Annotated in this window: 28 protein-coding genes and 1 tRNA gene; 9 read left to right on the forward strand and 20 right to left on the reverse strand. The window is 58.2% G+C overall.

Going from position 1 to position 26,823, the window contains the following annotated elements; all coding sequences use genetic code 11:
• Window positions 1-28: 28 nt before the first annotated feature.
• Window positions 29-439 carry a Cu(I)-responsive transcriptional regulator gene (cueR, locus tag FHN83_RS17145; protein ID WP_039032423.1) on the forward strand — a complete coding sequence of 137 codons (411 nt, stop codon included), beginning with the start codon at window positions 29-31 and terminating at the stop codon, window positions 437-439.
• Here the strand turns inward: cueR and FHN83_RS17150 are convergent.
• From FHN83_RS17150 to tesA, 8 genes are all read right to left on the reverse strand, one after another.
• Window positions 436-1,152: a DUF3142 domain-containing protein gene (locus tag FHN83_RS17150; RefSeq protein ID WP_139564458.1), complete on the reverse strand. Its 717-nt coding sequence runs from the start codon at window positions 1,150-1,152 to the stop codon at window positions 436-438. The genes cueR and FHN83_RS17150 overlap by 4 nt on opposite strands.
• Window positions 1,122-3,266, reverse strand: a complete 2,145-nt coding sequence (locus FHN83_RS17155) for a hypothetical protein (RefSeq protein WP_139564459.1) — start codon at window positions 3,264-3,266, stop codon at window positions 1,122-1,124. The genes FHN83_RS17150 and FHN83_RS17155 overlap by 31 nt, the downstream gene beginning before the upstream one ends.
• 16 nt (window positions 3,267-3,282) lie before the next feature.
• The gene (locus FHN83_RS17160; RefSeq protein ID WP_139564460.1) at window positions 3,283-3,741 is read right to left on the reverse strand and encodes an NfeD family protein; all 459 of its coding nucleotides are present in this window, start codon (window positions 3,739-3,741) and stop codon (window positions 3,283-3,285) included.
• Entirely contained in the window at window positions 3,738-4,652 is a 915-nt protein-coding gene (locus FHN83_RS17165) for an SPFH domain-containing protein (RefSeq protein ID WP_039032427.1), read from the reverse strand. The genes FHN83_RS17160 and FHN83_RS17165 overlap by 4 nt, the downstream gene beginning before the upstream one ends.
• 177 nt (window positions 4,653-4,829) lie before the next feature.
• Window positions 4,830-5,684 (reverse strand): hypothetical protein, encoded by an 855-nt coding sequence (locus FHN83_RS17170; protein ID WP_139564461.1) that lies wholly within the window; start codon window positions 5,682-5,684, stop codon window positions 4,830-4,832.
• Window positions 5,685-5,983: 299 nt separating this feature from the next.
• Window positions 5,984-6,838, reverse strand: coding sequence for a co-chaperone YbbN (locus FHN83_RS17175; protein ID WP_139564462.1), 855 nt, complete (start codon window positions 6,836-6,838; stop codon window positions 5,984-5,986).
• A 57-nt stretch (window positions 6,839-6,895) separates the two neighbouring features.
• Window positions 6,896-7,705, reverse strand: a complete 810-nt coding sequence (locus FHN83_RS17180; RefSeq protein WP_139564463.1) for an SDR family oxidoreductase — start codon at window positions 7,703-7,705, stop codon at window positions 6,896-6,898.
• Window positions 7,695-8,318: a multifunctional acyl-CoA thioesterase I/protease I/lysophospholipase L1 gene (gene tesA, locus FHN83_RS17185; RefSeq protein WP_176556541.1), complete on the reverse strand. Its 624-nt coding sequence runs from the start codon at window positions 8,316-8,318 to the stop codon at window positions 7,695-7,697. The genes FHN83_RS17180 and tesA overlap by 11 nt, the downstream gene beginning before the upstream one ends.
• Here tesA and ybbA point away from each other — a divergent pair.
• The 3 genes from ybbA to FHN83_RS17200 all read left to right on the forward strand — a co-directional run bounded on the left by ybbA (window position 8,289) and on the right by FHN83_RS17200 (window position 12,714).
• Window positions 8,289-8,975, forward strand: a complete 687-nt coding sequence (gene ybbA, locus FHN83_RS17190) for a putative ABC transporter ATP-binding protein YbbA (RefSeq protein ID WP_139564465.1) — start codon at window positions 8,289-8,291, stop codon at window positions 8,973-8,975. The genes tesA and ybbA overlap by 30 nt on opposite strands.
• Complete coding sequence (gene ybbP, locus FHN83_RS17195; RefSeq protein WP_139564466.1) at window positions 8,972-11,386, forward strand: putative ABC transporter permease subunit YbbP; 2,415 nt, start codon at window positions 8,972-8,974, stop codon at window positions 11,384-11,386. The genes ybbA and ybbP overlap by 4 nt, the downstream gene beginning before the upstream one ends.
• Before the next feature lie 182 nt (window positions 11,387-11,568).
• Window positions 11,569-12,714, forward strand: a complete 1,146-nt coding sequence (locus FHN83_RS17200; protein WP_039032589.1) for a porin — start codon at window positions 11,569-11,571, stop codon at window positions 12,712-12,714.
• 130 nt (window positions 12,715-12,844) lie between these two features.
• On the opposite strand, the gene mnmH is transcribed toward FHN83_RS17200, so the two are convergent.
• From mnmH to ppiB, 7 genes are all read right to left on the reverse strand, one after another.
• Window positions 12,845-13,912 carry a tRNA 2-selenouridine(34) synthase MnmH gene (gene mnmH, locus FHN83_RS17205; RefSeq protein ID WP_139564467.1) on the reverse strand — a complete coding sequence of 356 codons (1,068 nt, stop codon included), beginning with the start codon at window positions 13,910-13,912 and terminating at the stop codon, window positions 12,845-12,847.
• Window positions 13,913-13,986: 74 nt separating this feature from the next.
• Window positions 13,987-15,054 carry a 5-(carboxyamino)imidazole ribonucleotide synthase gene (purK, locus tag FHN83_RS17210; protein WP_039032587.1) on the reverse strand — a complete coding sequence of 356 codons (1,068 nt, stop codon included), beginning with the start codon at window positions 15,052-15,054 and terminating at the stop codon, window positions 13,987-13,989.
• The gene (purE, locus tag FHN83_RS17215; protein WP_039032586.1) at window positions 15,051-15,560 is read right to left on the reverse strand and encodes a 5-(carboxyamino)imidazole ribonucleotide mutase; all 510 of its coding nucleotides are present in this window, start codon (window positions 15,558-15,560) and stop codon (window positions 15,051-15,053) included. The genes purK and purE overlap by 4 nt, the downstream gene beginning before the upstream one ends.
• Before the next feature lie 170 nt (window positions 15,561-15,730).
• Window positions 15,731-15,919: a hypothetical protein gene (locus FHN83_RS17220; RefSeq protein WP_139564468.1), complete on the reverse strand. Its 189-nt coding sequence runs from the start codon at window positions 15,917-15,919 to the stop codon at window positions 15,731-15,733.
• Between the two features lie 70 nt (window positions 15,920-15,989).
• A complete protein-coding gene (locus tag FHN83_RS17225; protein WP_139564469.1) occupies window positions 15,990-16,199 on the reverse strand; it encodes a YdgH/BhsA/McbA-like domain containing protein in 210 nt (69 codons plus the stop codon).
• Between the two features lie 143 nt (window positions 16,200-16,342).
• Window positions 16,343-17,065, reverse strand: coding sequence for a UDP-2,3-diacylglucosamine diphosphatase (gene lpxH / locus FHN83_RS17230; RefSeq protein ID WP_139564470.1), 723 nt, complete (start codon window positions 17,063-17,065; stop codon window positions 16,343-16,345).
• A 3-nt stretch (window positions 17,066-17,068) separates the two neighbouring features.
• Window positions 17,069-17,563 carry a peptidylprolyl isomerase B gene (gene ppiB / locus FHN83_RS17235; protein WP_039032582.1) on the reverse strand — a complete coding sequence of 165 codons (495 nt, stop codon included), beginning with the start codon at window positions 17,561-17,563 and terminating at the stop codon, window positions 17,069-17,071.
• 172 nt (window positions 17,564-17,735) lie between these two features.
• Between ppiB and cysS the strand changes: the two genes are divergently transcribed.
• Window positions 17,736-19,121, forward strand: coding sequence for a cysteine--tRNA ligase (gene cysS, locus FHN83_RS17240; protein WP_139564471.1), 1,386 nt, complete (start codon window positions 17,736-17,738; stop codon window positions 19,119-19,121).
• A gap of 91 nt (window positions 19,122-19,212) precedes the next feature.
• Here cysS and FHN83_RS17245 read toward each other — a convergent pair whose 3' ends face one another.
• The 5 genes from FHN83_RS17245 to folD all read right to left on the reverse strand — a co-directional run bounded on the left by FHN83_RS17245 (window position 19,213) and on the right by folD (window position 23,755).
• On the reverse strand, window positions 19,213-19,734 hold the full coding sequence (locus tag FHN83_RS17245; RefSeq protein ID WP_039032580.1) for a metal-dependent hydrolase: 522 nt from the start codon (window positions 19,732-19,734) through the stop codon (window positions 19,213-19,215).
• A gap of 72 nt (window positions 19,735-19,806) precedes the next feature.
• Window positions 19,807-20,823: a Mal regulon transcriptional regulator MalI gene (gene malI, locus FHN83_RS17250; RefSeq protein WP_039032579.1), complete on the reverse strand. Its 1,017-nt coding sequence runs from the start codon at window positions 20,821-20,823 to the stop codon at window positions 19,807-19,809.
• A 74-nt stretch (window positions 20,824-20,897) separates the two neighbouring features.
• The gene (locus FHN83_RS17255) at window positions 20,898-22,397 is read right to left on the reverse strand and encodes a PTS transporter subunit EIIC (protein ID WP_039032578.1); all 1,500 of its coding nucleotides are present in this window, start codon (window positions 22,395-22,397) and stop codon (window positions 20,898-20,900) included.
• A 277-nt stretch (window positions 22,398-22,674) separates the two neighbouring features.
• A complete protein-coding gene (gene ybcJ, locus FHN83_RS17260; RefSeq protein WP_023334767.1) occupies window positions 22,675-22,887 on the reverse strand; it encodes a ribosome-associated protein YbcJ in 213 nt (70 codons plus the stop codon).
• A gap of 1 nt (window position 22,888) precedes the next feature.
• Window positions 22,889-23,755: a bifunctional methylenetetrahydrofolate dehydrogenase/methenyltetrahydrofolate cyclohydrolase FolD gene (gene folD, locus FHN83_RS17265; protein WP_039032577.1), complete on the reverse strand. Its 867-nt coding sequence runs from the start codon at window positions 23,753-23,755 to the stop codon at window positions 22,889-22,891.
• A gap of 223 nt (window positions 23,756-23,978) precedes the next feature.
• Between folD and FHN83_RS17270 the strand changes: the two genes are divergently transcribed.
• From FHN83_RS17270 to FHN83_RS17285, 4 genes are all read left to right on the forward strand, one after another.
• Window positions 23,979-24,055 (forward strand) — tRNA-Arg (locus FHN83_RS17270).
• A gap of 116 nt (window positions 24,056-24,171) precedes the next feature.
• Entirely contained in the window at window positions 24,172-25,470 is a 1,299-nt protein-coding gene (locus FHN83_RS17275) for a Fic family protein (RefSeq protein ID WP_139564472.1), read from the forward strand.
• Between the two features lie 65 nt (window positions 25,471-25,535).
• A complete protein-coding gene (gene yajD / locus FHN83_RS17280) occupies window positions 25,536-25,883 on the forward strand; it encodes an HNH nuclease YajD (RefSeq protein ID WP_039032575.1) in 348 nt (115 codons plus the stop codon).
• 41 nt (window positions 25,884-25,924) lie between these two features.
• Entirely contained in the window at window positions 25,925-26,767 is an 843-nt protein-coding gene (locus FHN83_RS17285; RefSeq protein WP_139564473.1) for a hypothetical protein, read from the forward strand.
• Window positions 26,768-26,823: the final 56 nt, after the last annotated feature.

Genomic DNA, 26,823 nt, shown 5'->3' on the forward strand with positions numbered 1-26,823 from the left:
CCATCAAGGGGAAGGTCAAGGGGGAAACGTGAATATCAGTGATGTTGCCAAAAAAACCGGCTTAACCAGCAAAGCGATTCGTTTTTACGAAGAGAAAGGGCTGGTGACGCCGCCGCTGCGCAGTGAGAACGGCTACCGGAGCTATACCCAGAAGCACCTCGATGAACTGACGCTGCTGCGCCAGGCGCGACAGGTGGGTTTCAATCTGGAGGAGTGCGGCGACCTGGTGAACCTGTTCAACGATCCCGCGCGCCATAGCGCCGACGTTAAAAGCCGGACGCTGGAGAAGGTGGCGGAGATTGAACGTCATATTGTGGAACTACAGGCGATGCGCGATCAATTGCTGGCCCTGGCGGAGAGCTGTCCGGGGGATGACGGCGCCGACTGTCCGATCATTGATAATCTGTCCGGCTGCTGTCATCGCAAGGCGAAGGCCTAACCGCGGGCCGGGTTGAGCATAAATACCACCGTACCGCGATACCACGGGGATTGTTGCAGCTGCGCTTCGGCCTGCCGATCCCGCTGGCCGTTCTGGACCAGCCCGAGCTTGAATGGAATGCGCAGCCGGGCAAGCGCGGGCAGATAGGCCTGATAGTTGGCCACCGTATGGCGGCCCTGATAGCTCTGGATCACCAGTTCATCCACCGCCAGCGCGTTCAGCGTGGCGACATCCCCGGTTTTTGCCCAGTCCAGCAGCCCGGTGACCCCCAGCGAAAATTCGGCCGGCAGCTGCTGGCGCAACGCCTGCAAAAAGCGGGCGTAGTCCGCCAGCTGGTGGGTGGCCGCATCAAAATCAACCTGCAAACCCACCACCTGATTACCGGCCGCCTGCCAGCGCTGCATCAGGCGGACTATTCTCGGGAAGATCTCAGGCGGTACGTCGAGGGTGGTAAAGCGCACGGTCAGCCAGATTGAGGGAAAGGTCAGGCGGCTGACGGGCAGTCCGAGGCGCTGGAACACCACCTCATTCGGGCGGGCCAGCACCTCTCCCTGATGCAGATAGACCGTTTGCGCCTCCTTCAGCGCATCGCTGGCCTTAACCCCCGACCAGAGCCAGAAGGCCGGGTGCTCGTGGGCGGTAACGATCTCCTGCGCCTGCGCCTGTCCGGCCAGCAGCGCGGCTACCAGTAGTATTTGAGTTTTTGTGCCCACGGGCTGCCCGGATACTGCGTTTTTAACTGCGTGAACCAGCCTTTGCGCTGGGCTTTGTCCACCTCTGCTCCACCACATTCGTTATAGCCGGACGGGGCATAGCACATGATGGCCCGATAGAGCGCGTAGCTTTTATCTTCATGCTCCGCCTTTGGCGAGGTGATGACCTGCTGATAGTAACCCTGCCTGTCAAACTGGCCGTAAGGTTCCTTGCGTTGGATCGCCGCGCCAAGCAGGCCGTTGCCCGTGCTGTCTTTCCACAGATCGACATGGGTACTGGTCGTGCGGAAGAACTCGCCCAGACAGTTCAGGGCATGGGCATCATTGGCGTTCTGGCTGAGTACCTGCACCGTGTTGTCCAGACTTCGACAGACGTAACCGGCTTCGGCGGCATCGCCGTTCCAGTCGAAAACGCTCAGGTTAACATCGTCAAACGCTTTGCCCACGACCGGAGGCGCTATGGCGCTGGCGAGCTTCCTGTCGGTTAACCAGTCGCTGAAGCGGTTTTCGGTTAAATCACGCACCAACAGCGTGTGCAGCGCAATGGTGCGCTCCTCGTTGTTCGGCCCCTGGCTGGCCTGCTGGCGTAACCGCTCAGGCGAGGCCACCGCTTTCAGCACCTGTGAGCGAAGCCGCAGGTTGGTGACGGCGCTGTCAGGAGCAAAAATTGCTTCTGCGTTGCCGCTAAACACCAGCGTGGCGGCCAGCCTGGCCTGCACATACTGCTGCTGTTCGACATCCTTGCTCAGCTTCAGCAACGTCAGCCAGAAATCACCTGCCGCCAGCCACTGCTTTTGCGCCATCAGCGCGTCGCCGTACAGCACCTGTTCGCTAAAGGCGAGAATGTCGTGCGCCGGGAGTTTTTCCGCTGGCTTAACGGCCTGCAAAATGGCGGCATCGTTGTTTGTCGCCCGCCACAGGTTCAACTGCAGATTACGCCACAGCGCCAGCTTGCCGCTTTTTTCAAACACCGGTTTGCTGCTGTCGAGCACCTGCTGCGTCAGGGTCGGTTTCTCGTCGCTGTTCAGGCGAAGGGCGCGCAGCATTTCGGTATAGCTGACCAGCGGCGCGTCGGGGAATGCCTCCTGCACGGCGCTTACATAGAACTGCATGCCAAAGACATTATCGTATTCGATCACCAGCCCGCGCAGCGCCCCGGCGTCACTGGCCTGCTGGAACCGCTGCTCATACAGCCCCGCCAGCTGCGGCCAGGCCTGCAGATACCAGTTGATACGGCGCAACATGCCGCGCGCGGAATCGGCATAACGCCCCTCCGGCCAGCGCTGAAGATAGACCTGGGCAGCTTTCTGCGCCTGTTCGGCTGCAGAGCGATCGATGCGATCGAGAGTGAAATCGCCGTACTCCCCCGTGCTGTTCTGGCTGCTTTTGTTCAGCGCCGTACGCATCAGCATATAGTGCGCGGTTTCCGCCAGCCACGGGCGATTGCTGTCGATCAATGCGCTAAATGCGCGATCCGCCCCGGCGTAATCCCCGGCATAAAAAAGGGCTGCCCCTGACAGATAGGTTTTGTACTGCACGGCTGTCGATTGTGCCGGAAGAGTCTCCAGAGATGCCGCCAGCTGCTCGTCGGTCGCGCCGGAATAGAGCCCTGAACGCGCCCGGGCCAGGGCATGGCGCTGTTCGGCCGTGAGCGTGTCATCGGCCAGCAGGACGGCAAAAAACTGGCTCACGCTGTCGGCACTGTTCGAGACGAAGCGGTTTTCCAGCTCACCGTCGTTGCGGATCTCAACGGGGTCAAGCTGCAGAGCGGCGAGCTGTTTGCTGAGCGAACTCTCTTCAACCGGTGCTTCCCCTGCGGCGGTGGCAGGTGTCGTTGCGGCATCCCACTCCGGATGATAAGCAAAATAGAAGTCTCGGGAGCGGGTGATATCCGCAGGCGTGGCCTGCACGGGCAGGGCAAAGGATTTTGCTTCGCTCAGCAGGCGCAGCAGGTTGTCGCGGGAATCATTGCCGGGTGTCAGCACCGGGTCGCCTTTCAGCAGGCAATGGTCATCGCTCCATTTACAGTCTTCAATATCAAACGAGGCGTATGCCGGTACGGCACTTGCCAGTAATGCGCTAACGCTCATTGCCAGCGTTGTCTTCCTGACCATTCTGTTAATCCTGTTCTTATCGGGAGAGGGCGCGGATGCGAAGGGTGATCCCCTCGACGGCCACCACTTCAACTTTTGTACCGGCGACAAAGTCGGCATCGGCAATCACCGGCCATGAGCTGTCGCCGACGCGCATATGGCCGCGTCCGTTCACCAGGGCGGTATCCAGCGTAAACTGCATCCCCACCAGCTGTTGTCCACGCTGGTTGAGCCGGGCATCGGCGGGTTTCTGCCCGCGCACCTGGCGTGAGAGCCAGCGCCACCAGAGCCAGGCGGCAATCAGGGTGAGTACCGCGAAAAGCACCCCCTGCCAGGCCCAGTCGAAGGGTAAGATCCACACCAGCAGGCCGGTGATAACGGCCGCCACGCCGCTCCACAGCAGATAGCCGTTGCCGCCAAGCATCTCTGCCGCCAGCAGCAGGCCGCCGAGACTCAGCCAGAAGACGTGCGGATGTGCAGCAATTAACGCGATCATAATTTGCGCTCGTTGCCGCTGTTTTTAATCAGCTCCGCGATCCCGCCGATCGAGCCCATCAGGCTGCTGGCATCCAGCGGCATCATTACCACCTTGCTGTTATCCGCCGAGCCAATGGCCTGTAGCGCTTCAGTGTACTTCTGCGCCACAAAGTAGTTCACCGCCTGGATATCCCCGGCAGCGATGGCCTCCGAAACCATTTTGGTGGCGCGGGCTTCTGCTTCCGCCGAACGTTCACGGGCTTCGGCCTGCAGGAAGGCAGACTGGCGTTCGCCTTCGGCTTTAAGGATCTGCGACTGTTTTTCCCCTTCGGCTTTGAGGATCTCCGCCTGGCGCACCCCTTCGGCCTCCAGAATGTAGGCGCGCTTGGTTCGCTCAGCCTTCATCTGGGCGTTCATCGAGGTGATCAACTCTGCTGGCGGGCGCACGTCGCGGATCTCAATACGCGTGACTTTAATGCCCCACGGGTTGGTGGCTTCGTCGACGATGTGCAGCAGGCGGGTATTGATGCTGTCGCGCTGGGAGAGCATTTCGTCCAGCTCCATCGAGCCCAGCACGGTTCGGATATTGGTCATCGTGAGGTTGATGATGGCTAACTCAAGGTTGCTCACCTCGTAGGCGGCTTTCGGGGCGTCAATCACCTGAATAAAGCACACCGCGTCGATGGTGACATTGGCGTTATCCCGGGAGATGACCTCCTGCGACGGGATATCGAGCACCTGTTCCATCATATTGATCTTGCGGCCAATGCGGTCCATAAACGGCACGACCAGGCTTAACCCCGGCTGCAGCGTATTGGTGTAACGACCAAAACGCTCAACCGTCCACTGGTAGCCCTGCGGAACAATTTTGACGCCAGCGGCGACGATCACCAGCGCCACGAAGATGAGAATAGGGATGACGATGAACATGTAAAACCTCCTGTTTTGTATTCCATGTTGCGATAACAATTGTTCGTTTGTTGCCCATTAGTATATCGGCAAACAGGGGGAAATTCGCCTTGAATCAACGAGCCGGGCAGGGTCCAGACATAAAAAAGCCCCGCTAAAAATAGCAGGGCGACGGGACTTTTAGTCGACAGCGGCAGGTCAGGCATCGGGATGGGTGTAAGCGAAGTCAGAGATGTACTGCTCGCCCGCTTCGTTGATCGCCCGTGACAGTCCGGCATAGTATTTTTCCAGGCCAATCGCTTCAATCTGCTGCAGCTGTTCGCGCACCGGGGCGCAGAACAGGCTGGCATTACCGGCTTCGACGCGCTTATTGTTAGGCGGCAGATCGCCGGTGATCGCTTTGAACCAGGTGCGGATCCCCTGTTTGAGGTTATTTGGCGCTTTTGACAGGTTATCGATACCGGTCAGCACTTGCAGGGTCGGGAACTGATCCTCTGCCACGGCGCTTTTCAGGCGGTCAAAGAACTGGCTGAACAGCTCAAAGGAGCCCAGTTCGATGATTTTCGGCTTCGTTGTTTTACCGTTTTTATTGCCGATTTTGTTCGCGGCAGGAGTCGTGGACGGCACGATACCTGTCTTATGCAAGTCTAATCCGAACAGCAGATTGCAGTGGGCACGACGCTCTTTCAGCGGGTAAGACATCAGCACTTCAATAAACTTCGTCGCCATCACATCCGACAGCTTATGGTTGATCAGCCACTGCGAGCGGGAAAAGTCTGCCGGGGAGACAAACCATTCCGGAACCTCGTCGTAACGCTTTGATTTACCTTTCCCATCAAATTCAATGAAGTGCGTGCCGTTGTCGAAAGCGAATTTGCAATTTTTAAAGCTGCCAATAGTGGTATTAACGATCAACGCTTTTTTTACGAAATCAACGACTTCAGGGCCAATAACAAAACTGGTTTCTGCCGAGGAGTGGATGACTTGCATTAATGTTTCTACATTAGGAACACCCGGCTTAAGGGAGGTGAACTCATAAAAGATATGTGTCATGCCGCATACTTCCTATAGTTAAAAGCGAGCCATTTTTATCGCGAAAAAGTTTAACATCTCCCGCAAGATGAGGCTATTAGCACCGCGTGCGGGAGTTTTGCGCCGATCACAAATGGAAGATAAAGGTTACTACAGGCGGGCTATCCGTTCAGAAGCGTGGACATGCTAAAGACTATATTTTACATCGTTAAAGACTCATTAACTTTTTTTCAAAATAAAACATTAGAAAGACTTAATGAACGCTAGCGGCAGATATAAAAAAAGCCGCCATAACGGCGGCTCCAGTATTTTCTAAACGATCAGTACAGCAGAGCGTAAAGCTTACGGCGATAGGAGGAGGCCAGAGAGTCACCCGTGCCGAGTGCCGCCAGAATGTCCTGGAACGTTTTACGCGCCTGGCCGTCAGCGGCAGCCAGATCGGTTTTCAGGTGGCTGAACAGCAGTTCCAGCGCTTCTTCGTTGCGCCCCACCTGATGCAGCTGCAGTGCCAGCTGGCTGGCCAGCGCCGCGTCGGCAGGGCTATTGGCCACCTGCTGTTGCAGTTGCTGAATTTCCGGCGTATCCGCGGCTTTCTTCAGCAGTTCAATCTGCGCCATCAGCCCCTGGTAGCGGGTATCCTGATCCTGAAGTGGGATAGTTTTCAGCACCACTTCGGCGTCTTCAGAACGTTTTAAGACAATCAGCGTTTCCGCCAGCAGCAGGCCGGTTTCGCTGTTCTGACCGGAAAGCTGCCACGCCTCTTTCAGCAGCGGCAGGGCGTCGTCATGTTTGCCTTCGGCCATCAGGGCCGCCGCCTGCTGCGCTTTCAGCTCATCTTCGCGCGGTAGCACTTTATCCAGCAGGGCGCGGATCGCCTCTTCCGGCTGCGGGCCCTGGAAGCCGTCCACCGGCTGACCGTTCTGGAACAGATAGACCGTCGGAATGGCGCGCAGGCCAAACTGCGAGGCGATCATCTGCTCGGCGTCGCAGTCGAGCTTCGCCAGAATAAACTGACCGTTGTACTGGGCGGCCAGCTTCTCAAGGACCGGGGTCAGTTCCAGACAGTGCTGACTCCGCTCAGACCAGAAGTAGAACAGCACCGGTTTGGTCATCGACTGTTCAAGGGTCTGGTGCAGGTTTGCTTCGGTAATGTTGACAATATTCTGTACGGACATGCGGCATTCTCGATTATGAGTTTCTGTTTACATGGGGGCGTGACGCGTGGCTTCAACTCAGCCCTGTAAAATTTTGTCCATCATCCGGCCCGGCAGCAGGCGCTTCAGCAGGCCGACGGCGTGGGTCACCAGCGTGACCGGATAACGCATTTTGGGGTTTTTGCTCTCAAAAGCATGGCGCACTTTGGCGACCACCGCCTCCGGCCCCAGCGTAAAACGTGCGGCAATGCCGGGATTTTCCACCGGCTTGTCGGCCTGGGTTTGATTGACGTTGTCGGTAAAGCGGGTGCGGATAGGGCCCGGTTCAATCAGGCTCACCTTGATTCCGCTGTGGCGCAGCTCCATGCGCAGTGCATCCGACCAGGCTTCCAGCGCATATTTGCTGGCGGCGTATGCCCCGCGACCCGGCGTGGAGATGAGCCCCATCACCGAGGAGGTCATCACAATCCGGCCCTCGCCGTGCGGCAACATGGCGGGCAGCAGGCGCATGGTCAGCTGATGGACGCCAAAAAAATTGGCCGAAAACTGCTGTTCAAGCTGCTGGCGCGTAATAGTCTGCAGCGGGCCGTAAACGCCAAATCCGGCGTTGTTGAACAGCCCATACAGGCGATTACCGGTCAGGGCGATCACTTCATCGGCGGCGCGTTCAATGCTTTCTGCACAATCCAGATCCAGCAGCACGCCGGCAAAACCCATGTTGTTCATACGTTCAACGTCTTCGGGTTTGCGGCAGGCGGCCAGCACCCAGAATCCCTGACGCTTCAGTTCAAGGGCGCTGTCAAAGCCAATTCCGCTGGAACATCCTGTTATTAAGACCGATTTTTGCATAACTTTACCTGTCAGGATCTCCGCTGAATTACGAGTCATGTTTAACTAAAGGAGCCAGCCGGGTTGCCATCCAGTCTGCGATAAACGGCTGGGCGTCCCGATTGGGGTGAATACCGTCGTCCTGCATCCACTGCGGTTTCAGGTAGACCTCTTCCATAAAAAAGGGCAGCAGCGGAACATCGAACTCTTTGGCGAGCTTCGGATATATCGCGCTGAAGGCTTCATTATACCGACGACCATAGTTAGCAGGCAGGCGAATTTGCATCAGCATCGGCTGGGCGTTGGCGGCGCGGATATCCTGCAAAATTTTGCGCAGGGTTTGCTCCGTCTGCTGCGGCTGGAAACCGCGCAGGCCGTCATTGCCGCCAAGCTCCACCAGCACCCAGCGCGGCTGATGCTGTTTCAACAGGGCAGGCAGACGGGAAAGTCCCTGCTGGGAGGTGTCGCCGCTGATGCTGCCGTTGACGACCGTCGTTTTGCTCTGCCATTTATCGTTCAGCAGCGCAGGCCAGGCGGCACTGGCCGCCATCCGGTAGCCAGCGCTCAGACTGTCACCCAGAATTAATAGCGTGTCCGCCGCCGCGGCGCGAAATGAGAACAGAATCAAAAACAGGAAGGGCAAATGCCAGCGGAAAACATTGTTGAAGTTCATCATCTTAAGAAGTCCGTGGGTCAGGGGGAGCACGAGCTTTCCATCCTTACCGGAGTTGAACTCATTGTCAAACGCGGGCAGAGCATCGCCCTGATTGGTGAATCGGGTTCGGGCAAATCCACGCTGCTGGCGATCCTCGCCGGTCTGGATGACGGCAGCAGCGGTGAGGTCAACCTGGTCGGCCAGCCCCTGCATGCGTTGGATGAAGAGGCGCGCGCCGCCCTGCGGGCAAAGCACATTGGTTTTGTTTTTCAGTCGTTTATGCTGATCCCGACCCTTAACGCGCTGGAGAACGTTGAGCTGCCGGGGCTGCTGCGCGGCGAGAATACCGCCCACAGCCGGGAGAGCGCCAGGGCGCTGCTGGAACAGCTGGGGCTGGGTAAACGCCTCGATCACCTTCCGGCGCAGCTCTCCGGCGGCGAGCAGCAGCGCGTGGCGCTGGCCCGTGCGTTCAATGGCCGCCCGGATGTGCTGTTTGCCGACGAACCCACCGGTAACCTCGATCGCCAGACCGGGGACAAAATTGCCGATCTGCTGTTCTCGCTTAACCGCGAGCACGGCACCACGCTGATCCTCGTCACCCACGATCCGCAACTGGCTGCACGCTGCGATCGCCGCCTGCGCCTGGTGAACGGCGAACTGCTGGAGGAAGCATGATTACCCGCTGGTTCTGGCGCGAATGGCGCTCCCCCTCGCTGCTGATCGTCTGGCTGGCGTTAAGCCTGGCGGTGGCCTGCGTGCTGGCGCTCGGCAGCGTCAGCGATCGCATGGAAAAGGGGCTCAGCCAGCAAAGCCGTGAGTTTATGGCCGGGGACCGCACGCTGCGCAGCTCCCGCGAGGTGCCCCAGGCGTGGCTTGAGGAGGCGAGAAAAGAGGGGCTGAAGGTCAGCGAGCAGTTGAGCTTCCAGACCATGACCTTTGCCGCCGATACGCCACAGCTGGCAAGCGTAAAGGCCGTCGATGATATTTACCCGATGTACGGCGAGCTACAAACCAACCCGCCGGGCCTCAAGCCCGCGCCGGGGACGGTGTTGCTGGCCTCGCGCCTGATGGCGCTGCTGAATCTGAAAACCGGCGACAGCATTGACGTCGGGGATGCCACACTGAAAATCGCCGGAGAGGTGATTCAGGAGCCGGATTCCGGCTTCAACCCCTTCCAGATGGCGCCGCGCCTGCTGATGAACACCGCAGATGTCGCCAAAACCGCGGCGGTACAGCCCGGGAGCCGCGTCACCTGGCGCATTAAGTTTGGCGGCACGCCCGCCCAGTTGAGCACCTATGAAAAATGGCTGCTGCCGCAGCTGAAGGCGGAGCACCGCTGGTCCGGCATGGAGCAGGAGGATGGCGCGCTCGGCAAGTCGCTTGAGCGTTCCCAGCAGTTCCTGCTGCTTTCGGCACTGCTAACGCTGCTGCTGGCTGTCGCGGCGGTGGCGGTGGCCATGGGCCACTACTGCCGCAGTCGCTACGACCTGGTGGCGATCCTCAAAACCCTCGGCGCGGGCAGGGCACAGCTGCGCAAACTGATCGTCGGCCAGTGGTTGATGGTGCTTACCCTTTCAGCTGTCACCGGCGGGGCGATGGGGCTGCTGTTTGAGAAGGTGCTGATGGTGCTGCTCAAACCGGTGCTGCCCGCCGCGCTGCCGCCAGCCAGCCTGTGGCCGTGGCTGTGGGCGATCGGGGCCATGACCGTCATCTCGCTGCTGGTGGGGCTGCGGCCTTATCGCCTGCTGCTGGCGACGCAGCCGCTTCGCGTCCTGCGTCGCGACGTGGTGGCCAGCGTCTGGCCGCTGAAATATTACATTCCGGCGATTGTGGTGCTGGTGGTGGTGCTCCTCGCCTGGCTGATGGGCGGCAGCATGCTGCTGTGGGCGGTGCTGGCCGGGGCCGTGGTGCTGGCGCTGCTCTGCGGCGTGCTGGGCTGGATGCTGCTCAGCGTGCTTAAGGGGCTGACGGTAAAATCCCTGCCGGTGCGTCTGGCGGTGAATCGCCTGCTGCGCCAGCCGTGGTCAACCCTCAGCCAGCTGTCGGCCTTCTCGCTGTCGTTTATGCTGCTGGCTTTGCTGCTGGTGCTGCGCGGCGACCTGCTGGATCGCTGGCAACAGCAGCTCCCGCCCGAAAGCCCGAACTACTTTCTGATTAACATCGCCCCGGAGCAGGTGACGCCGCTGAAGACGTTCCTCTCGGAGCATCAGATTATCCCCGAGTCCTACTATCCCATCGTGCGGGCGCGTCTGACCCAGATTAACGGCCAGTCTACCGAGGGTAATAAAGATGAATCCCTTAACCGCGAGCTGAACCTGACCTGGCAGGATAAACGCCCGGATCATAACCCGATCACCGCCGGAACCTGGCCGCCAGGCGCGGGGGAAGTGTCGATGGAAGAGGGGCTGGCAAAACGCCTGAACGTCGCCCTGGGAGATACGGTGACCTTTACCGGCGATACCCAGGACTTCAGCGCTAAAGTCACCAGCCTGCGCAAGGTTGACTGGGAGAGCCTGCGGCCAAACTTCTTCTTCATCTTCCCTTCCGGGGCGCTGGACGGACAGCCCCAGAGCTGGCTGACCAGCTTCCGCTGGGAGAACGGCAACGGCATGCTCACCCAGCTTAACCGCGAGTTCCCGACCATCAGCCTGTTGGATATCGGCGCGATCCTCAAGCAGGTCGGGCAGGTGCTGGAGCAGGTAAGTCGGGCGCTGGAGGTGATGGTGGTTCTGGTGACGATCTGCGGCGTGCTGCTTTTGCTGGCGCAGGTGCAGGTCGGGATGCGTCAGCGCCATCAGGAGCTGGTGGTTTATCGTACCCTGGGCGCAGGTAAAAAACTGCTGCGCACCACGCTCTGGAGCGAGTTCGCCCTGCTGGGACTGGTGGCTGGCCTGGTGGCGGCCATCGGGGCCGAAACCGCGCTGGCGGTGCTGCAAACCCGGGTGTTCGACTTCCCGTGGGAGCCTGACTGGCGGCTGTGGGTGATCCTGCCGCTCAGCGGCGCGGTGATGCTCTCGCTGTGCGGCGGCTGGCTGGGGGCCCGGCTACTTAAGGGCAAAGCCCTGTTCCGCCAGTTCTCCGGTTAATCCCTTTTCGTAACCATCACGCACCGGTTTTTATATCGGTGCGTGATGTCTTAGCAGCATAAAAAGATAAAACACTGAGTGTTAGTGGCACAAATCATTAAAAACCGGACAACACGGACAGATAAATTCTGGTTAATATTCACCTGCTAAATAAATGGCAGTGTGTCTATCAAGGAAAAACAGTGACAATAAATAAAAAAGCGCTGGCAGTCGCTATTGGCGCTGCAGTGGCATTGACGTCTTTTGCATCCCAGGCTGAAATCACCGTTCTGAAACAAGATCCGCAGGCGGGCAACCCGCTGAGCCGCCTCAACTTTACCGTTGGCGGCAGTATTCGTCCCCAGTTCCAGAATATGACCGGCGACGACGGCAAAAACAGCTACAAGCGTAACGGCTTTGACGGCGGCACCCGCTTCCGTTTCGCGGCAGATTACTACCTGTTTGATGACATCAGTTGGGTGAGCTACTACGAGCTGGGTGTGAACATTCCGGCCCAGTTCAACTGGGATAACCACCATGCAGACGGCGCGCGTGATACCTCCCGTCGTATGCTCTACACCGGCCTGAAAAGCGATACCTGGGGTACCCTGACCTTCGGTCAGCAGAACAGCGTTTACTACGATGTGGTTGGTGCGAAAACCGATATCTGGGACTACGACATGATCGGCCAGGCGCCGGGTAACGGTATCAACGGCGACTACGACGGCTCTTACCGTTCACGCCAGATGCTGAAGTACAAGAAAACCCTTGGCGATGCGGACATCTACGCCTCTTACCTGTTCGAAGACAGCGAATACCTGCCGGGCAACGGCCTGCGCTACAAGCGTAAAGGCGGCGGTTCACTGGGTCTGGATTATCGCCTGACCACCGACCTGACCTGGGGCGCGGCGTGGAACTACACCCGTGCGGACATGCGTAATCCGGATAACGGCGACAGCAAAACCTGGGATCAGAATATCCTTGGTACCGCGCTGAGCTGGACCCCGGACAACTGGACCTTCTCCGCAGGCGGCGGCTGGTATCAGAACTTCATGACCAGCAAAAAAGTGTCGGTAAACGACTACTTCGCGGGTGACGCGTGGGGTATTGAGTACTTTGCGGGTTATAAATTCCCGATTGGTCAGTATGCTGTGAAATCCATCCAGCCTTACTTCATGGGCGACCGCATCGAGACCATGAATGGCCGCAACTACCAGCGCATCGACAACGGCGTGGGTATCAGCTTCCAGCTGGATTACGGTTTCCGCGTGGATTACGAGCACGTGTTCACCTCCAGCACCGACGATCTGGGCGATATGAACCTGGTGCGTCTGCGTTACGACTTCTAAATCGTCTGTTCCCCGGTGGCGCTGCGCTTACCGGGGCTACGTGGGGTGCGGTCTGTTCCCCGGAGGCGGGGTTACAAAAACGCGCCGAACCTGTAGGCCGGGTAAGGCGTAGCCGCCACCCGGCTTTTTTTCAGCAGCTCAGCCACTCTGAAACATCCCCGTACGTCCCGCGATACACAATCTTCTCCGCTTTTTTCTCCAGCTGATAACGGTACATCGGGTCGTAATAGTCATTCAGCAGCGGCGCAAGCCAGCTGAAATGCGCTTCGGTGCTGCCGGTACGCTGCTGATCGTCCAGAGCGCTATCCAGCAGGGCGGTAAATTCTGCATAACGCTGCAACCCCAGACGGCGGCGGATGGCAAACAGGCCGTGGTGCAGATAGTCGCGATACTCCAGCCAGCCCGCTTCTTCTCCCCGCGCCTCTCGAAAGGCCTGCCACATCTGCGCGAAATACTCTTCCCGCAGCCGCTCAAGACGCACTTCAAACGGATCCTCGACCACCACAATCGGCGACTGCGTCATGCGATCGCGCAGGCATTCCGGCAGGTGGTTGGAGCCGATCATCCGGCCTTCGTCTTCCAGTACCCAGCGCGTGGCGTCTTTTTTTAACAGCTCAACCGCCAGATGGTTTTCAAAACTCGCCTGGGAGAGCTGCGGGGCCAGCGTGCGGCCAAAGGAGGAGCCGCGATGGTGCGCCAGCCCTTCGAGATCCACGCCCTCAGGATGCGCCTTCACTAACAGCGTTTTGCCGCTCCCGGTGCAGCCGCCAATCAGCACGCTGGGTTTTTGCGCCTGCTCGACGGTCGCCTGCATTGCCGCCTGACGTAGCGCTTTATAGCCGCCCCGGATCAGCGGGTAGTCCACGCCTGCCTCTTTCAGCCAGGCCTGCACGATATGCGAGCGCTGCCCGCCCCGGGCGCAGCAGATGTAGCCCTGCGGCCGGGCAAGGCAGGCGGCGCGCCGCCTCCGGCGCTGTTCGCGCGTCTCGCCGCTCACCAGACGGTGGCCGAGCGCGAGCGCGGCTTCCGGCCCCTGGCGCTTATAGCAGGTGCCCACGGCGGCGCGTTCGTCGTCGTTCATTAAAGGCAGGTTGATTGCCGCAGGCATGGCGCCCTGAGCAAATTCCACGGGCGCACGCACGTCAATCAATGGCGTGTCGGCGGTAAGAATGGCGCGGTAGTCCGTCCCATCGTTCATAAGGATCCCTCAAAACAGCGATGGGCAGGATTTTACGCCGGGGAAGGGGAAGGTCAACTCCCCGGCGGTGAGGCTTAGCTGAGTGCGGACTGCGCCCAGGCAATACCGCTGGCGTACTCTGGCGGCAGCAGCGGCACGATAGCGTCCAGCGCGGCGCTCAGGCGCGCGGTGTCGGTATCGTTCAGGTTCAGGTGGCCGACCTTACGACCCGGGCGCACCTCTTTGTCGTACCAGTGCAGGTGCACCAGCGGCAGGTTCAGCCAGTCGTAGTTCAGATCGGTGCCGATCAGGTTGATCATCACCGACGGGCTGTTCACCACCGGCTTCGGCAGCGGCAGCCCGGTGATGGCGCGCAGATGCAGCTCAAACTGGCTGATGGACGCCCCGTTTTGCGTCCAGTGACCGCTGTTGTGCACGCGCGGTGCCAGCTCGTTGATCAGCAGACCTTCCGGCGTGACGAAACACTCCATCGCCATCACACCCACGTAGCCCAGCTCCTGCATGATGGCAGAGAGCATGCTTTCAGCCTGCGCCTGCTGGGCTGCGTCCGCCTGCGGGAAGACTACGCTGGTGCGCAGAATGCCGTCCTGATGCAGGTTGTGGGTCAGGGGATAGAAAACCGTGCTGCCGTCGTGGGCGCGGGCACCGACCAGCGACACTTCGCCGCTGAAATTGATGCCCTGCTCAACGATGCACTCGCCGTAGCACTCGTCCGGCAGCTGGTCGGTTTCACCGGCGCGCAGACGCCACTGGCCGCGGCCGTCGTAGCCGCCCACGCGACGCTTGACGATCGCCAGCTCGCCCAGCGTGTCAAACACGCCCGGCCACTGGCCTTTTTCGGTCAGCAGCTGCCACGGCGCGGTGGCGAGATGCAGATCGTCAAACAGCTGTTTTTGCGTCAGGCGGTCGGCGATGATCGGAAAGACGTCGCGGTTGACGAAGGCGTTGTGACGCGCCAGCTCGCGGGTTAAGGCGGTTTCAGGCCAGCGCTCAATCTCTGCGGTGATGACGCTTTGCTGAAACGGCACGGCTTCAGGTTCATCGTCCAGCCCAACCGGCCAGACGGTGATCCCCAACGGTTCACCGGCCTGACGCAGCATACGGCCTAACTGGCCGTTACCAAGGACGCAAACCTGCTTCATGCCGCACCTCGCGGGTCGGGATTGTCCAGCACCTCGTCGGTCTGGGCTTTACGCCAGTCCGCCAGGCGCTGATGGAGTGCTTTATCGTGGGTTGCGAGGATCTGTGCGGCCAGCAGGGCGGCGTTGGCAGCGCCCGCTTTACCGATGGCCAGCGTACCAACAGGAATGCCGCGCGGCATCTGCACGATGGAGTAGAGGCTGTCGACGCCGCTCAGTGCTGCGCTTTGAACCGGGACGCCGAGCACCGGCACCAGGGTTTTGGCAGCAATCATGCCGGGCAGATGCGCGGCACCGCCGGCACCGGCAATAATCACCTGATAGCCGTTCTCTTCTGCGCCTTCGGCGAAGCTGAACAGTTTATCGGGGGTGCGGTGCGCGGAGACCACTTCAACGTGGTGAGGAACGTTCAGGATGTCAAAGATTTCGGCGGCGAACTGCATGGTAGCCCAGTCGCTTTTGGACCCCATTACGATGGCGACACGCGCCGGATTATTGCTGGAAGACATGCGTCTTAAAACTCCTGTGGTGCACAACTCTCGGCTTTTGAGGTGACAGAGAATAGCACGATCTACAGGCAAGGAAAACGGTTGCGCGGCTAAAACTTCCGCCAAAGTCTGTCGCTTTATGCAATAAAAAAACCGCCAAAAGGCGGTCTTTTTACAGTCTGCTTTACGGCTTACAGCAGATTGCCTGCGGTCAGGTTCTCTTTGTCGAAAGCATGGTTCACATCAATATGATTCTGATGCACCGCCGTGTCGATATTCGAACCCGCTTCCGGGGCGGAGAAGTGGTGCTCTGCAGCCATCGCGCCAGAGGACAGTGAAGCGGCCAGCAGCAGGGCGCTGACGATACTGATAGTTTTCATTCTCTTTTCCTTTTTCATCGTATTGTCGCTGTCGCTGGGCTCTTATCTGGCGGCACGGCAATCGGGCAAATTATTTAGTCAGTTCAGCGGTCATGTGCACGCGGTTGTCGAACTGGGCGCTGGTGATTTTGTAAGCAGCACCTTCTTTTGCGGCCTGAGCGGCAATATTCGCTTCTGCACGGTCAAGGGTAGAGGCGGTAGCGCTCACGCTCTGGGCAAAAGAACCGAAAGAGATCAGAGACAGAGCGGCAACTGCAACGAAAGTTTTGATGGATTTCATGGTCGTGTTCCTTAAGCTGTTTTGTTTGGAATAGGGCGTTGTTGCCCTGATGTGAGTAATCATAGGCCGACCAGAGTGTGATTAAAATCAAAACAATTTGCTGAGATAGTCCAAAAAATTTGAATGATTTCTGGGCAGGGATTTCAGAACGGGAAGGCGATAAGCTCCACATCTTCAGGCGTGACTTTGACCATCGAGCCTTCGGTGTGCCAGGCCCCTAACACCACGCGCTTAGCGGGTTCACCGTTTACGGTCAGTCTATGGACGTCCGGGCGATGGGTATGGCCGTGGATCAGCCACTGCACATGGTGCTTTTCCATCACGCTGACCACCGCCTGCGGGTTCACGTCCATGATGGTCATTGATTTGCTGCTGTTAGCGGCTTTGCTGCCGGCACGCATTTTTGCGGCGATACGGCTGCGGATAAACAGCGGCAGGGCGAGAAACAGCGTCTGGATCCAGGGGGTGTGCACTTTGGCGCGAAACGCCAGATAGCCGGTATCGTCGGTGCAGAGCGTATCGCCATGCATGATCAGGACTTTACGGCCATACAGGTCGAGGACGGTCTCTTCCGCCAGCAGGGTCATGCCGCAATCACGGGCGAAGCGTTTGCCCAGCAGAAAGTCGCGGTTACCGTGGATAAAGAAGCAGGGGACGCCGGAGTTGACCAGCGCTTTAAGCGCACTCGCTATGTCGCGGTGCAGCGGGTTCGGATCGTCATCGCCAATCCAGGCTTCAAACAGATCGCCCAGGATGTAAAGCGCGTCGGCGTGGCGGGCTTCGCCCTGTAAAAAACGCAGAAAACCGGCGGTGATCGCCGGTTCTTCTGTTTGCAGATGCAGATCTGCAATAAAGAGTGTCGCCACGAATTATTCGCTGACGGTCACGCTTGTGATCACAACGTCTTCTTTTGGAACGTCCTGGTGCATGCCGCTGCGGCCGGTAGAAACGCCTTTGATCTTGTCAACCACGTCCATACCCTCAACCACTTCTGCAAACACACAGTAGCCCCAACCCTGCAGGCTTTCGCCGGAGAAGTTCAGGAAGTCGTTGTCTGCTACGTTGATGAAGAACTGCGCGGTGGCAGAGTGTGGCGCCTGAGTACGGGCCATTGCCAGGGTACCGCGGGTGTTTTTCAGACCGTTGTTCGCTTCGTTTTTGATCGCCGCTTTGGTCTCTTTCTGGTTCATGCCAGGTTCAAAACCGCCGCCCTGGATCATAAAGCCGTTAATGACACGGTGGAAAATAGTGTTGTCGTAGAAACCTTCGCGGCAGTAGTCCAGGAAGTTTTTGACTGTTTCAGGCGCTTTGTCATCAAAGGTTTTGATTACGATATCGCCATGATTAGTGTGGAAAGTAACCATTTTTGCATCCTGTTCCGTTATAGTGGTGCTTCGACCCCGCCAGGGGCCACAATAAGCGCTTGTTATAGCATAACCGCAACGCGCGATCACCTTGCATTACTTGCTGCTTCCGGTTTGAATTACCATTAGAATATGCCGTTTTCACCCACACACGTCTCACATGGAATCTTCGATGTTAAAAATCTTCAACACACTGACGCGCCAAAAAGAGGAATTCAAACCTATTCATGCCGGGGAAGTCGGCATGTACGTGTGTGGTATTACCGTTTACGATCTCTGTCATATCGGCCATGGCCGTACCTTTGTCGCCTTCGACGTGGTTTCACGCTACCTGCGTTTCCTCGGGTACAACCTTAAGTATGTACGCAATATCACCGATATTGACGACAAAATTATTAAGCGCGCTAACGAAAATGGCGAAAATTTCGTCGCCTTAGTCGATCGCATGATCGGTGAAATGCACAAGGATTTTGACGCGCTGAATATCCTGCGCCCGGACCTTGAGCCGCGCGCAACGCACCATATTCCGGAGATCATCGAGATCACCGAACAGCTGATTGCCAAAGGCCATGCCTACGTGGCGGACAACGGTGACGTGATGTTCGACGTGCCGACAGACCCGCACTACGGCCAGCTCTCCCGTCAGGATCTGGATCAGCTCCAGGCCGGGGCGCGCGTGGACGTGGTTGACGTGAAGCGCAACCCGATGGACTTCGTGCTGTGGAAGATGTCCAAAGAGGGCGAGCCAAGCTGGCCATCCCCGTGGGGCGCGGGCCGTCCAGGCTGGCACATTGAATGTTCGGCCATGAACTGCAAACAGCTGGGTAACCACTTCGATATTCACGGCGGCGGTTCTGACCTGATGTTCCCGCACCATGAAAACGAAATCGCCCAGTCCACCTGTGCGCATGACGGTGAATACGTGAACTACTGGATGCACTCCGGCATGGTGATGATTGACCGCGAGAAGATGTCTAAATCGCTGGGCAACTTCTTCACCGTGCGCGACGTGCTGAAGTATTACGATGCCGAAACTATCCGCTACTTCCTGATGTCCGGCCACTATCGCAGCCAGCTGAACTACAGCGAAGAGAACCTCAAGCAGGCGCGTTCTGCTCTGGAGCGTCTGTACACCGCGCTGCGCGGCACCGACACCTCCGTGCCAGCGGCCGGCGGCGAGGCGTTTGAAGCCCGCTTCGTCGAGGCGATGAACGACGACTTCAACACCCCGGAAGCCTACTCTGCACTGTTCGATATGGCCCGTGAAGTGAACCGCCTGAAAGGGGAAGATGCCCACGCCGCCAACGCGCTGGCTTCCCATATGCGTAAACTCTCTGGCGTGCTGGGCCTGCTGGAGCAGGAGCCAGAAGCGTTCCTGCAGAGCGGTGCGCAGTCGGATGACGGCGAAGTGGCGGAGATTGAAGCGTTAATCAAAGCGCGTCTGGAAGCGCGTCAGGCGAAAGACTGGGCCGATGCCGATGCCGCGCGTAACCGTCTGACCGAGATGGGTATTATCCTGGAAGATGGCCCGCAGGGTACGACCTGGCGCCGTAAGTAAATCTGCTGCGCGCTGATGCCCTCACCCCAACCCTCTCCCACAGGGAGAGGGTGCAAACACTAAAAACGGCAACCTGGTTGCCGTTTTGCTTTTACCTCCGCCGCCACCACAACATCCCCATCACAACCACCCCCGGCAGCCACACCCACAGCAGTTCCGAGATAATCACCTGATGCCCGTACGGCGTGGTATAGCGTGAGAGGGCAAAGGGCGCGACCTTAATCACCTGCCAGGGCGCGAAGAAGCGTTCATCCGACCACGGCCACAGCCAGCCGACCCCTTTCCCGCCTGTCGTCACCGAATCCAGCAGGCTGTGCGACAGCAGCGACACGGTTAAAAACAGCCAGCAGCGCATCAGCCCCGCCCGGAACCATCGTCGCCCGGCCAGCACGCAGAGTAACGGCACCACAAAGGCAAACAGCAGCGAGTGGGTAAATCCGCGATGACCAAAAATATTGCCGTAGGCGACGCCAAACTTAAATGACAGCACGTCGGCATCCGGTAGCATGGCGAGAACGATCCCGGCGAACAGCAGGCGAGGGGGAATAACCCGGGTGCCCAGCCCCAGACCTAAGCAGATCGGTACGGCGGCGTGAGTAATGATGGTTGGCATAATGATTATCCATGGCAAATCATGGAAATATAGCAGAGCGCCGCTGAACTCAGGGCCGGGCGGAAATCTGAATTATGCCGATTCCCGCGCGACGAGCTGTCCGGAGAGGGTAATGCGCTGGGTTTGCAGCTCGGGCTCTTTCAGCTGGCGGATCATCAGCCCCGCCGCCTGACGCCCGGTCTCTTCGCTGGCGGAGGAGACATAGGTAAACGACGGGGAGGTGAGATTAACGTGCAGCATATCCTCAAACCCCACCAGCGCTACCTGCTGGGTAAGAAAGACATCTTTCCCCACCGTGCGGCCAACGTGATGAATACCGGAGATAGAGCCGATCATCGCATCCGGGGAGTGGCAGAGCAGGGCGGTGATGGTGTTGTTTTTCTCCAGCAGCTGGCGGGTGGCGAAGCTCACCGCCTGGGTATCGTCGCTGCATGCGGGGGCGGATTCGTCGCGGAACACCAGCCCGTTCTGCGTCATCGCGCTGCGAAAACCCAGCAGGCGCTGCTCGCGGATCAGATCTCCCTCCCTGCCGCCGATATAGGCGATATTGCGATGGCCGCGCTCAATCAGATAGCGGGTAGCCAGATGCGCCGCCTGGCGATTATCCCGCATCACCAGATTGCAGGTTTCGTTGAGCAGCGACTGCGACACCGCCACCAGCGGCAGCGGGCACTGGCGGATCAGCGCCGGCAGGGCGGCATGACGCGTATCGGAAGCCAGATAGATCACCCCGGCGACGCCCTGCTGTTTGAAGGAGAGCAGGCAGCGCTCGAGGTGCTCACCGTCGTTCAGCGGCTGGCCGAGAAAGACCATATACCCTTGCTTTTCCAGCTCCTGGACGATGCTGGCCATCACTTTGATGGAAAAGCTGTCGCTGAAATCGCGCAGGATCAGGCCGATAAGATTGGAGGTGTTGGCGCGAAGATTGGCGGCGGCCACGTTATGCACGTAGCCCAGGGCAGTGATGGCGGCGTGGACTTTTTCAATCGTCGCCTCTGAGATCTTTCCTTTTTGACGCAGAACCAGCGAGACGGTAGAAACAGATACCCCTGCCTCTCTGGCGACATCTATGATGCTGACCTTCTTCACATCTTCTCCCTGAAATGCCTGATAAGACAACGCCTCCCGTAAGAGTACAGGAGACGTGTCGGTCAGGCAGCTTATTATTTACCGATCATGGTCGACATCGTCTGGGCGATAAACTGCGCCCGGGCGCCAAAGATAACCTGAATACCGGAGTCGCCGACAAAGACCACGCCGCGGGCGCCGAGGCCGTTCAGACCGTCCTTATCCACCATGTCGCTCTTCGCCACTTCCAGACGCAGACGGGTGATGCAGGAGCCCACAGAGTCGATGTTCTGCGCCCCGCCCAGCAGGCCGATGATCTCGGTGGCGATTTCGGTGTCGGTTTTATCATCCGCGTTGGCCGTCACGTCGGTGCGGCCCGGCGTTTTCACGTCGAAACGACGGATCACGAAGCGGAAGGTGAAGTAGTAAATCAGCGCCATCGGAATACCGATGATAATGGCGTTCAGGAAGTTGGTCTGATAGCCGTTAAACGACGGCAGGATCCCGAACGACAGGTAGTCGATAAAGCCAGCGGAGAAGGATTTGGCGATGTGCGCATGCAGCAGGTACATGGTCATGTACGCCAGGCCCGCCATAATGGCGTTAAAGACATACAGGATTGGCGCCACGAAGATAAAGGTGAACTCGACCGGCTCGGTGATCCCCGTCAGGAAGCAGGTCAGCGCCGCAGAGAACAGGATACCGGCGGCAATCTTTTTGTTTTTGGTGTGCGCTTCGTGGTACATCGCCAGACAGGCCGCAGGCAGGGCAAACAGCATCAGCGGGAATTCGCCCTGCATGAACTTACCGGCGTTCTGATAGGTGTCGCTGCTGAAGGATTTCACCCCTTCTTCCAGCATCTTGAACCAGATGGTCTGGTCGCCGTGGATCACCTGGCCCGCCTGGGTGGTGTAATCCCCGAACGAGTACCAGAAGGAGGGATACCAGATGTGGTGCAGACCCAGCGGGATCAGCGCGCGTTCCACCAGACCGAAGATAAAGGTCGAGGCTGCCTGGTTATCGCCGTTCACAATCACCGACAGCGCGTCGATACCGGCCTGGATATGCTGCCAGACGTACGGCAGCAGCAGACCCATCACAAACGCCAGGAACGCCGTGGCAATGGCGACAAAACGCTTCCCGGAGAAGAAGCCGAGGAACTCCGGCAGCTGCATGGTGTGGAAGCGGTTATAACACCACGCGGCGAGGATCCCGCACAGCAGGCCGCCAAAGACGCCCATCTGCAGCGTCGGGATGCCCACCACCATGGCGTATTTCCCGCCCTGGGAGGCCATCTCCGGCGTGATGCCGAGTACGGTGCCGATGGTGATGTTGGTGACGAACACCGCCACCGCCGCCGACAGCGCCGCAATACCGGATTCAGATGCCAGACCGACGGCCGAGCCGATGGCGAACAGCATCGGCAGGTTATCAAAAATAACGCCGCCCGCGTTCATCATCAGCGGCAGATGGAATTTATCGCCGAAAGCCAACAACAGGCCCGCAGCGGGAAGCAGCGAGATCGGCAGCATTAACGCGCGACCAATCATCGACAGTTTTGACAACGATTTAACAAACCCTGACATCAGACCCATGCTGATTTCCCCCGAGTACGCTCTGTGAGCGCTATTATAGTGAGTAGAACGTTTTAGTAGAACGTTCTACTTATCGTGAGGAAAGCCTGAAATTCGCGCAACTTAATTTTCACATTTCAACAGATGAAATAGTGATTATTTGAAGTTGATCGATAATTAACCGCGATAGGGGTGGGGGAATGTTGAGGAAAATTGCCGGGTGGCGGCTGGCGCCTTACCCGGCCTACCGACTCATGTAGGCCCGGCAAGCGAAGCACCGCCGGGCGTGCCAGATCGCTCAGGCAGTAACCGTAACGCTCTGACCTTCAAAACTCACGGTCTGCCCGGCAACGATTTTGCAGCGCTTACGGGTTTCTACCACGCCATCAACCTTGACCAGACCGTCGGCAATAACGATCTTGGCCTGGGCGCCGCTTTCGCTCCAGCCTTCGAGCTTCAGCAGATCGCACAGCTCAACGTGCGGATGTTTACCTAATGAAAATGTCGCCATCTTACGCTTCCTCTACGTCGTGATACTCAACGCATGCCTGCAAAGTATTCTGAATCAGTGTTGCTACGGTCATCGGGCCTACGCCGCCCGGAACCGGAGTGATATAAGAGGCACGTGCGGCGGCATCTTCATACACCACGTCGCCGACCACTTTGCCGCTCTCGAGACGGTTAATCCCCACGTCCACGACAATTGCCCCTTCCTTAATCCACTCACCCGGAATAAAGCCCGGCTTACCGACCGCCACGATCAGCAGGTCGGCATTTTCGACGTGCTGGCGCAGATTCTTGGTAAAGCGGTGGGTGACCGTAGTGGTGCAGCCAGCGAGCAGCAGTTCCATGCTCATCGGGCGACCGACGATATTGGAGGCGCCAATGACCACGGCGTTCAGGCCGTAGGTGTCGATATTGTAACGCTCCAGCAGGGTGACGATGCCGCGCGGCGTACACGGACGCAGGCGAGGCGCACGCTGGCACAGGCGGCCCACGTTATACGGGTGGAAACCGTCGACGTCTTTGTCTGGCGCAATACGTTCCAGCACCTTCACGTTGTCGATGCCCGCAGGCAGCGGCAGCTGAACCAGAATGCCGTCGATCTCTTTGTCGGCGTTCAGGGTATCAATCAGCTCAAGCAGCTCTGCTTCTGAGGTGGTTTCCGGCAGATCGTAAGAGCGGGAGAGGAAGCCCACCTCTTCGCACGCTTTACGTTTGCTGCCGACATAAATTTGTGAAGCCGGGTTGCTGCCGACCAGCACAACGGCCAGCCCAGGAGCGCGTTTTCCAGCGGCCCGACGTGCTGCCACTTTTTCCGCAACCTCAGAGCGCACCTGCTGCGCAATCGTTTTACCGTCAATAATCTTTGCTGCCATCAGAGAGAAGATTCCGTCTGTAAGGAGTGAAAGGGGGGATGAGCATATTTTGTCAGAAGCGCGCGCTGCTGTCAGTCACACTTTGCGGATTTTCCTGTTAAGCGATGCTGTTGCAGGGCATGGGTATGAACTACAAGAGGATTGTACTAAAATGCATTGACTCAACCTGAGTTGACCGTATAATTCCACGCGCTTCACCACTGCGAAGTTTCTTCTTCTCCGTGCGCCCTTAGCTCAGTTGGATAGAGCAACGGCCTTCTAAGCCGTAGGTCAAAGGTTCGAATCCTTTAGGGCGTGCCATTCAAACACCGTTTTCTCCCCCAGACTTTTCACTTTTATTGATTCTGCGTCATGTGCTTTTTCACATCTCTGCGTTAAACTATCTCAAATATTGGATATTTTGAGATAGTTTAATCATGGCCATTAAACGTCCTCCCGGTCTGATACCTCTGGAATTTCTGACGGGAGCCGATATTGCTGCCCATCAGCAATATGCACGCACCACTGACGACAAAGGCCGGTATCTTCCCTTTGATGCATTCAGACACCGGGTATCCCAGCGCGAGAACGTGGCGCTTGCCTGGACCCTGACGCGTCGCGCCCGCGATGCCGCGCTGCAGCGAATCGATTACCGTAACCAGGCGGGTGATCAGGCCGGATTCGTGCTCACCTCCGCCCTCTTCGCCACCTGCGAAAGGGTAGATAAACAGGCCACCGGTCTGGCGCTGGATAGCCTGATAAACCGCCTGCGTGGCGCGGGAGCGGCGTTGATCCAGCTCCAGCTCGATGAACCGATCACCAGCTCGCAGCTGGAGGGGGCTAATACCACCACGCTGGTGGCCAGAAACATGCTGGGCTCCGGTCGTGCACCGCGTACCGAAGGCGAGCATATGATCGTCGGTAATGCGCGGCTGATGGCAGCAATCCCTGAATGGTTGAATGAGCCCCTTACACCAGAGCTTATCCGCCGTATGCATGCGACAGGGATGGAGGGGATTAACGATGCGAAGTATCAGCCCGGCGAGTTCCGCACGACAAACGATGTTGTGATTGCCGATTACGACGGCAACGTGATCCATCAGCCGCCAGCGGCAGACCAACTCCCGGCCCGCCTGCAGGGCATTTGTGACTGGGTGAACAGCAGCACGGACTATGTACACCCTCTGGTGAAAGCCTGCGTCCTGCATTTCATGATCGCCCACGAGCATCCTTTCCGGGACGGAAACGGGCGCACCAGCCGGGCGCTGTTTTACTGGTTTATGCTGAAATCGGGTTACGAGGCGTTTAAATACATCTCGGTAAGCAGCCTGCTGCATGCCGCCCCGGTGAAATATGCCCAGAGTTACCAGTACACGGAAACGGACGGCATGGATCTGACCTATTTTCTGGAGTACCAGACCGGCATCGTCCGCCGCGCGCTGGACCGGCTTCTGCAGCATGTTGATGGCCTGGTCACCCGGGCGGCAAACATTGAGCGGTTCCTGTTCGAATCGCGGGCCTTATCGCGCCTGACGTCCCGCCAGATTACGCTGCTGAATATCATGCTGGCAACATCGACAACGGCCTATACCGCCGCAGACGTCAGCGAGGCGCTGGGGATATCCGATAATACCGCTCGTAAAGATTTACGCGCCCTGGTGCGTGAAGGGCTGGCTGAGGAAACCGCGGCAAACGATCAGAAAACGGTTTACAAAATCGCGCGAAACCTCGTTTAACCTTCGGTTCCATTCTGCGATATAGTAGGGGCATTCTCGTCTCCTTCTGACAGGTAACACCGGCAATGGCTCTGATCCCAAAAAACTACGCGCGGCTGGAAAGCGGCTACCGTGAAAAAGCCCTTAAAATTTATCCATGGGTATGCGGACGCTGCTCGCGGGAGTTTGTTTACTCAAACCTGCGCGAGCTGACGGTTCACCATATCGATCATGACCATACCAACAACCCGGAAGATGGCAGTAACTGGGAGCTGTTGTGTCTGTTCTGTCACGATCACGAGCATTCGAAGTACACCGAGGCCGACATCTACGGCACCACCGTGGTGGCGGGTGAAGATGCGCAAAAAGATGTAGGTGAAGCCACCTATAACCCCTTTGCCGATCTGAAATCGATGTTGAATAAGAAGAAGTAAATCAAGCCGGGCTGAAAACGGATAAGTATGTTGAGGGAATGATGTCCGGTATTGCGCATTACTATGTACAGCAGCAGAGCGTGAACACCCAGCAGGTGGCGACGCTATCGGCTCAGGTCTCATCTTCCGGGGCGTCCCAGACCAGCGTCCCGGCCTCCTTTCAGCAGATGTCCAGTGCGTCGCAACCGATCGTAACGCAGCCTGCGATCCCGACGCTGCACGCTGCCGATACCCGCCAGACAGCCGTTGCCGCCACGCCAGCCTCGTTTGGCCAGCTGGATCAGTACGCCCGCATCCAGGGCTGGAGCGAAAATCAACTCGCGCTGATGAACCGCCTGTCGCAGTACAAAAAGGGTCGCTCTGGTCCGTCGTGGACGGCACCGGGCGGAAGCGTTCGCGGTATTCGCAATAACAACCCGGGTAATCTCGAAGCCAGCTGGGCATTCAGCTGGCAGGGTCAGAATGGCACCGACGGGCGCTTTGCCACCTTCGCCACGCCGGAGCACGGCATCCGCGCGCTGGGCGTTAACCTGCTCTCCTACCAGCGACGTGGTCTGGATACCATCAGTAAAATTATCTCGCGATGGGCGCCCCCGCAGGATAACAACGATACCACCGCCTATATTCAGAATGTCAGCCAGGCCCTCGGCGTCTCGCCCACGACCCACCTGGATGTGACCTCTCCGCCGGTCCTGCTTGCGCTAAGCAAGGCGATCATTCGTCAGGAAAATGGGAACGTGCCTTTTACGGATGAGGTCATCAACAGCGGTGTCTTCTCCGCGCTGGGGATGGCGGAGCTGTCCGGCGTTGAGCCTTCGGTGCTGAAAAGCGCGCCGGTTGAACAAGAACACGCCCCGTTTGTGCTGCAGGCCCGCCAAAATTAAACCGCCAGTTAACGCGGATTATCCGTATTTGTGAAGCAACACTCTGTTATAAAAGA

The sequence above is a fragment of the Leclercia adecarboxylata genome, from assembly GCF_006171285.1.
Lineage (GTDB): Bacteria > Pseudomonadota > Gammaproteobacteria > Enterobacterales > Enterobacteriaceae > Enterobacter > Enterobacter barmai.

Excerpts from the sequence above, each read along its gene's own strand:
- tesA (WP_176556541.1), bottom strand. The coding sequence starts at position 8,318 with ATGAACTTCAACAATGTTTTCCGCTGGCATTTGCCCTTCCTGTTTTTG.
- ybbA (WP_139564465.1), top strand. The coding sequence starts at position 8,289 with ATGCCAGCGGAAAACATTGTTGAAGTTCATCATCTTAAGAAGTCCGTG.
- FHN83_RS17225 (WP_139564469.1), bottom strand. The coding sequence starts at position 16,199 with ATGAAATCCATCAAAACTTTCGTTGCAGTTGCCGCTCTGTCTCTGATC.
- FHN83_RS17180 (WP_139564463.1), bottom strand. The coding sequence starts at position 7,705 with ATGACTCGTAATTCAGCGGAGATCCTGACAGGTAAAGTTATGCAAAAA.
- FHN83_RS17220 (WP_139564468.1), bottom strand. The coding sequence starts at position 15,919 with ATGAAAACTATCAGTATCGTCAGCGCCCTGCTGCTGGCCGCTTCACTG.
- FHN83_RS17165 (WP_039032427.1), bottom strand. The coding sequence starts at position 4,652 with ATGTTCATCGTCATCCCTATTCTCATCTTCGTGGCGCTGGTGATCGTC.
- ybbP (WP_139564466.1), top strand. The coding sequence starts at position 8,972 with ATGATTACCCGCTGGTTCTGGCGCGAATGGCGCTCCCCCTCGCTGCTG.
- FHN83_RS17285 (WP_139564473.1), top strand. The coding sequence starts at position 25,925 with ATGTCCGGTATTGCGCATTACTATGTACAGCAGCAGAGCGTGAACACC.
- FHN83_RS17275 (WP_139564472.1), top strand. The coding sequence starts at position 24,172 with ATGGCCATTAAACGTCCTCCCGGTCTGATACCTCTGGAATTTCTGACG.
- purK (WP_039032587.1), bottom strand. The coding sequence starts at position 15,054 with ATGAAGCAGGTTTGCGTCCTTGGTAACGGCCAGTTAGGCCGTATGCTG.
- ybcJ (WP_023334767.1), bottom strand. The coding sequence starts at position 22,887 with ATGGCGACATTTTCATTAGGTAAACATCCGCACGTTGAGCTGTGCGAT.
- FHN83_RS17245 (WP_039032580.1), bottom strand. The coding sequence starts at position 19,734 with ATGCCAACCATCATTACTCACGCCGCCGTACCGATCTGCTTAGGTCTG.
- folD (WP_039032577.1), bottom strand. The coding sequence starts at position 23,755 with ATGGCAGCAAAGATTATTGACGGTAAAACGATTGCGCAGCAGGTGCGC.
- FHN83_RS17175 (WP_139564462.1), bottom strand. The coding sequence starts at position 6,838 with ATGTCCGTACAGAATATTGTCAACATTACCGAAGCAAACCTGCACCAG.
- FHN83_RS17155 (WP_139564459.1), bottom strand. The coding sequence starts at position 3,266 with ATGGTCAGGAAGACAACGCTGGCAATGAGCGTTAGCGCATTACTGGCA.
- FHN83_RS17255 (WP_039032578.1), bottom strand. The coding sequence starts at position 22,397 with ATGGGTCTGATGTCAGGGTTTGTTAAATCGTTGTCAAAACTGTCGATG.
- FHN83_RS17170 (WP_139564461.1), bottom strand. The coding sequence starts at position 5,684 with ATGACACATATCTTTTATGAGTTCACCTCCCTTAAGCCGGGTGTTCCT.
- FHN83_RS17160 (WP_139564460.1), bottom strand. The coding sequence starts at position 3,741 with ATGATCGCGTTAATTGCTGCACATCCGCACGTCTTCTGGCTGAGTCTC.
- yajD (WP_039032575.1), top strand. The coding sequence starts at position 25,536 with ATGGCTCTGATCCCAAAAAACTACGCGCGGCTGGAAAGCGGCTACCGT.
- purE (WP_039032586.1), bottom strand. The coding sequence starts at position 15,560 with ATGTCTTCCAGCAATAATCCGGCGCGTGTCGCCATCGTAATGGGGTCC.
- ppiB (WP_039032582.1), bottom strand. The coding sequence starts at position 17,563 with ATGGTTACTTTCCACACTAATCATGGCGATATCGTAATCAAAACCTTT.
- cysS (WP_139564471.1), top strand. The coding sequence starts at position 17,736 with ATGTTAAAAATCTTCAACACACTGACGCGCCAAAAAGAGGAATTCAAA.
- mnmH (WP_139564467.1), bottom strand. The coding sequence starts at position 13,912 with ATGAACGATGGGACGGACTACCGCGCCATTCTTACCGCCGACACGCCA.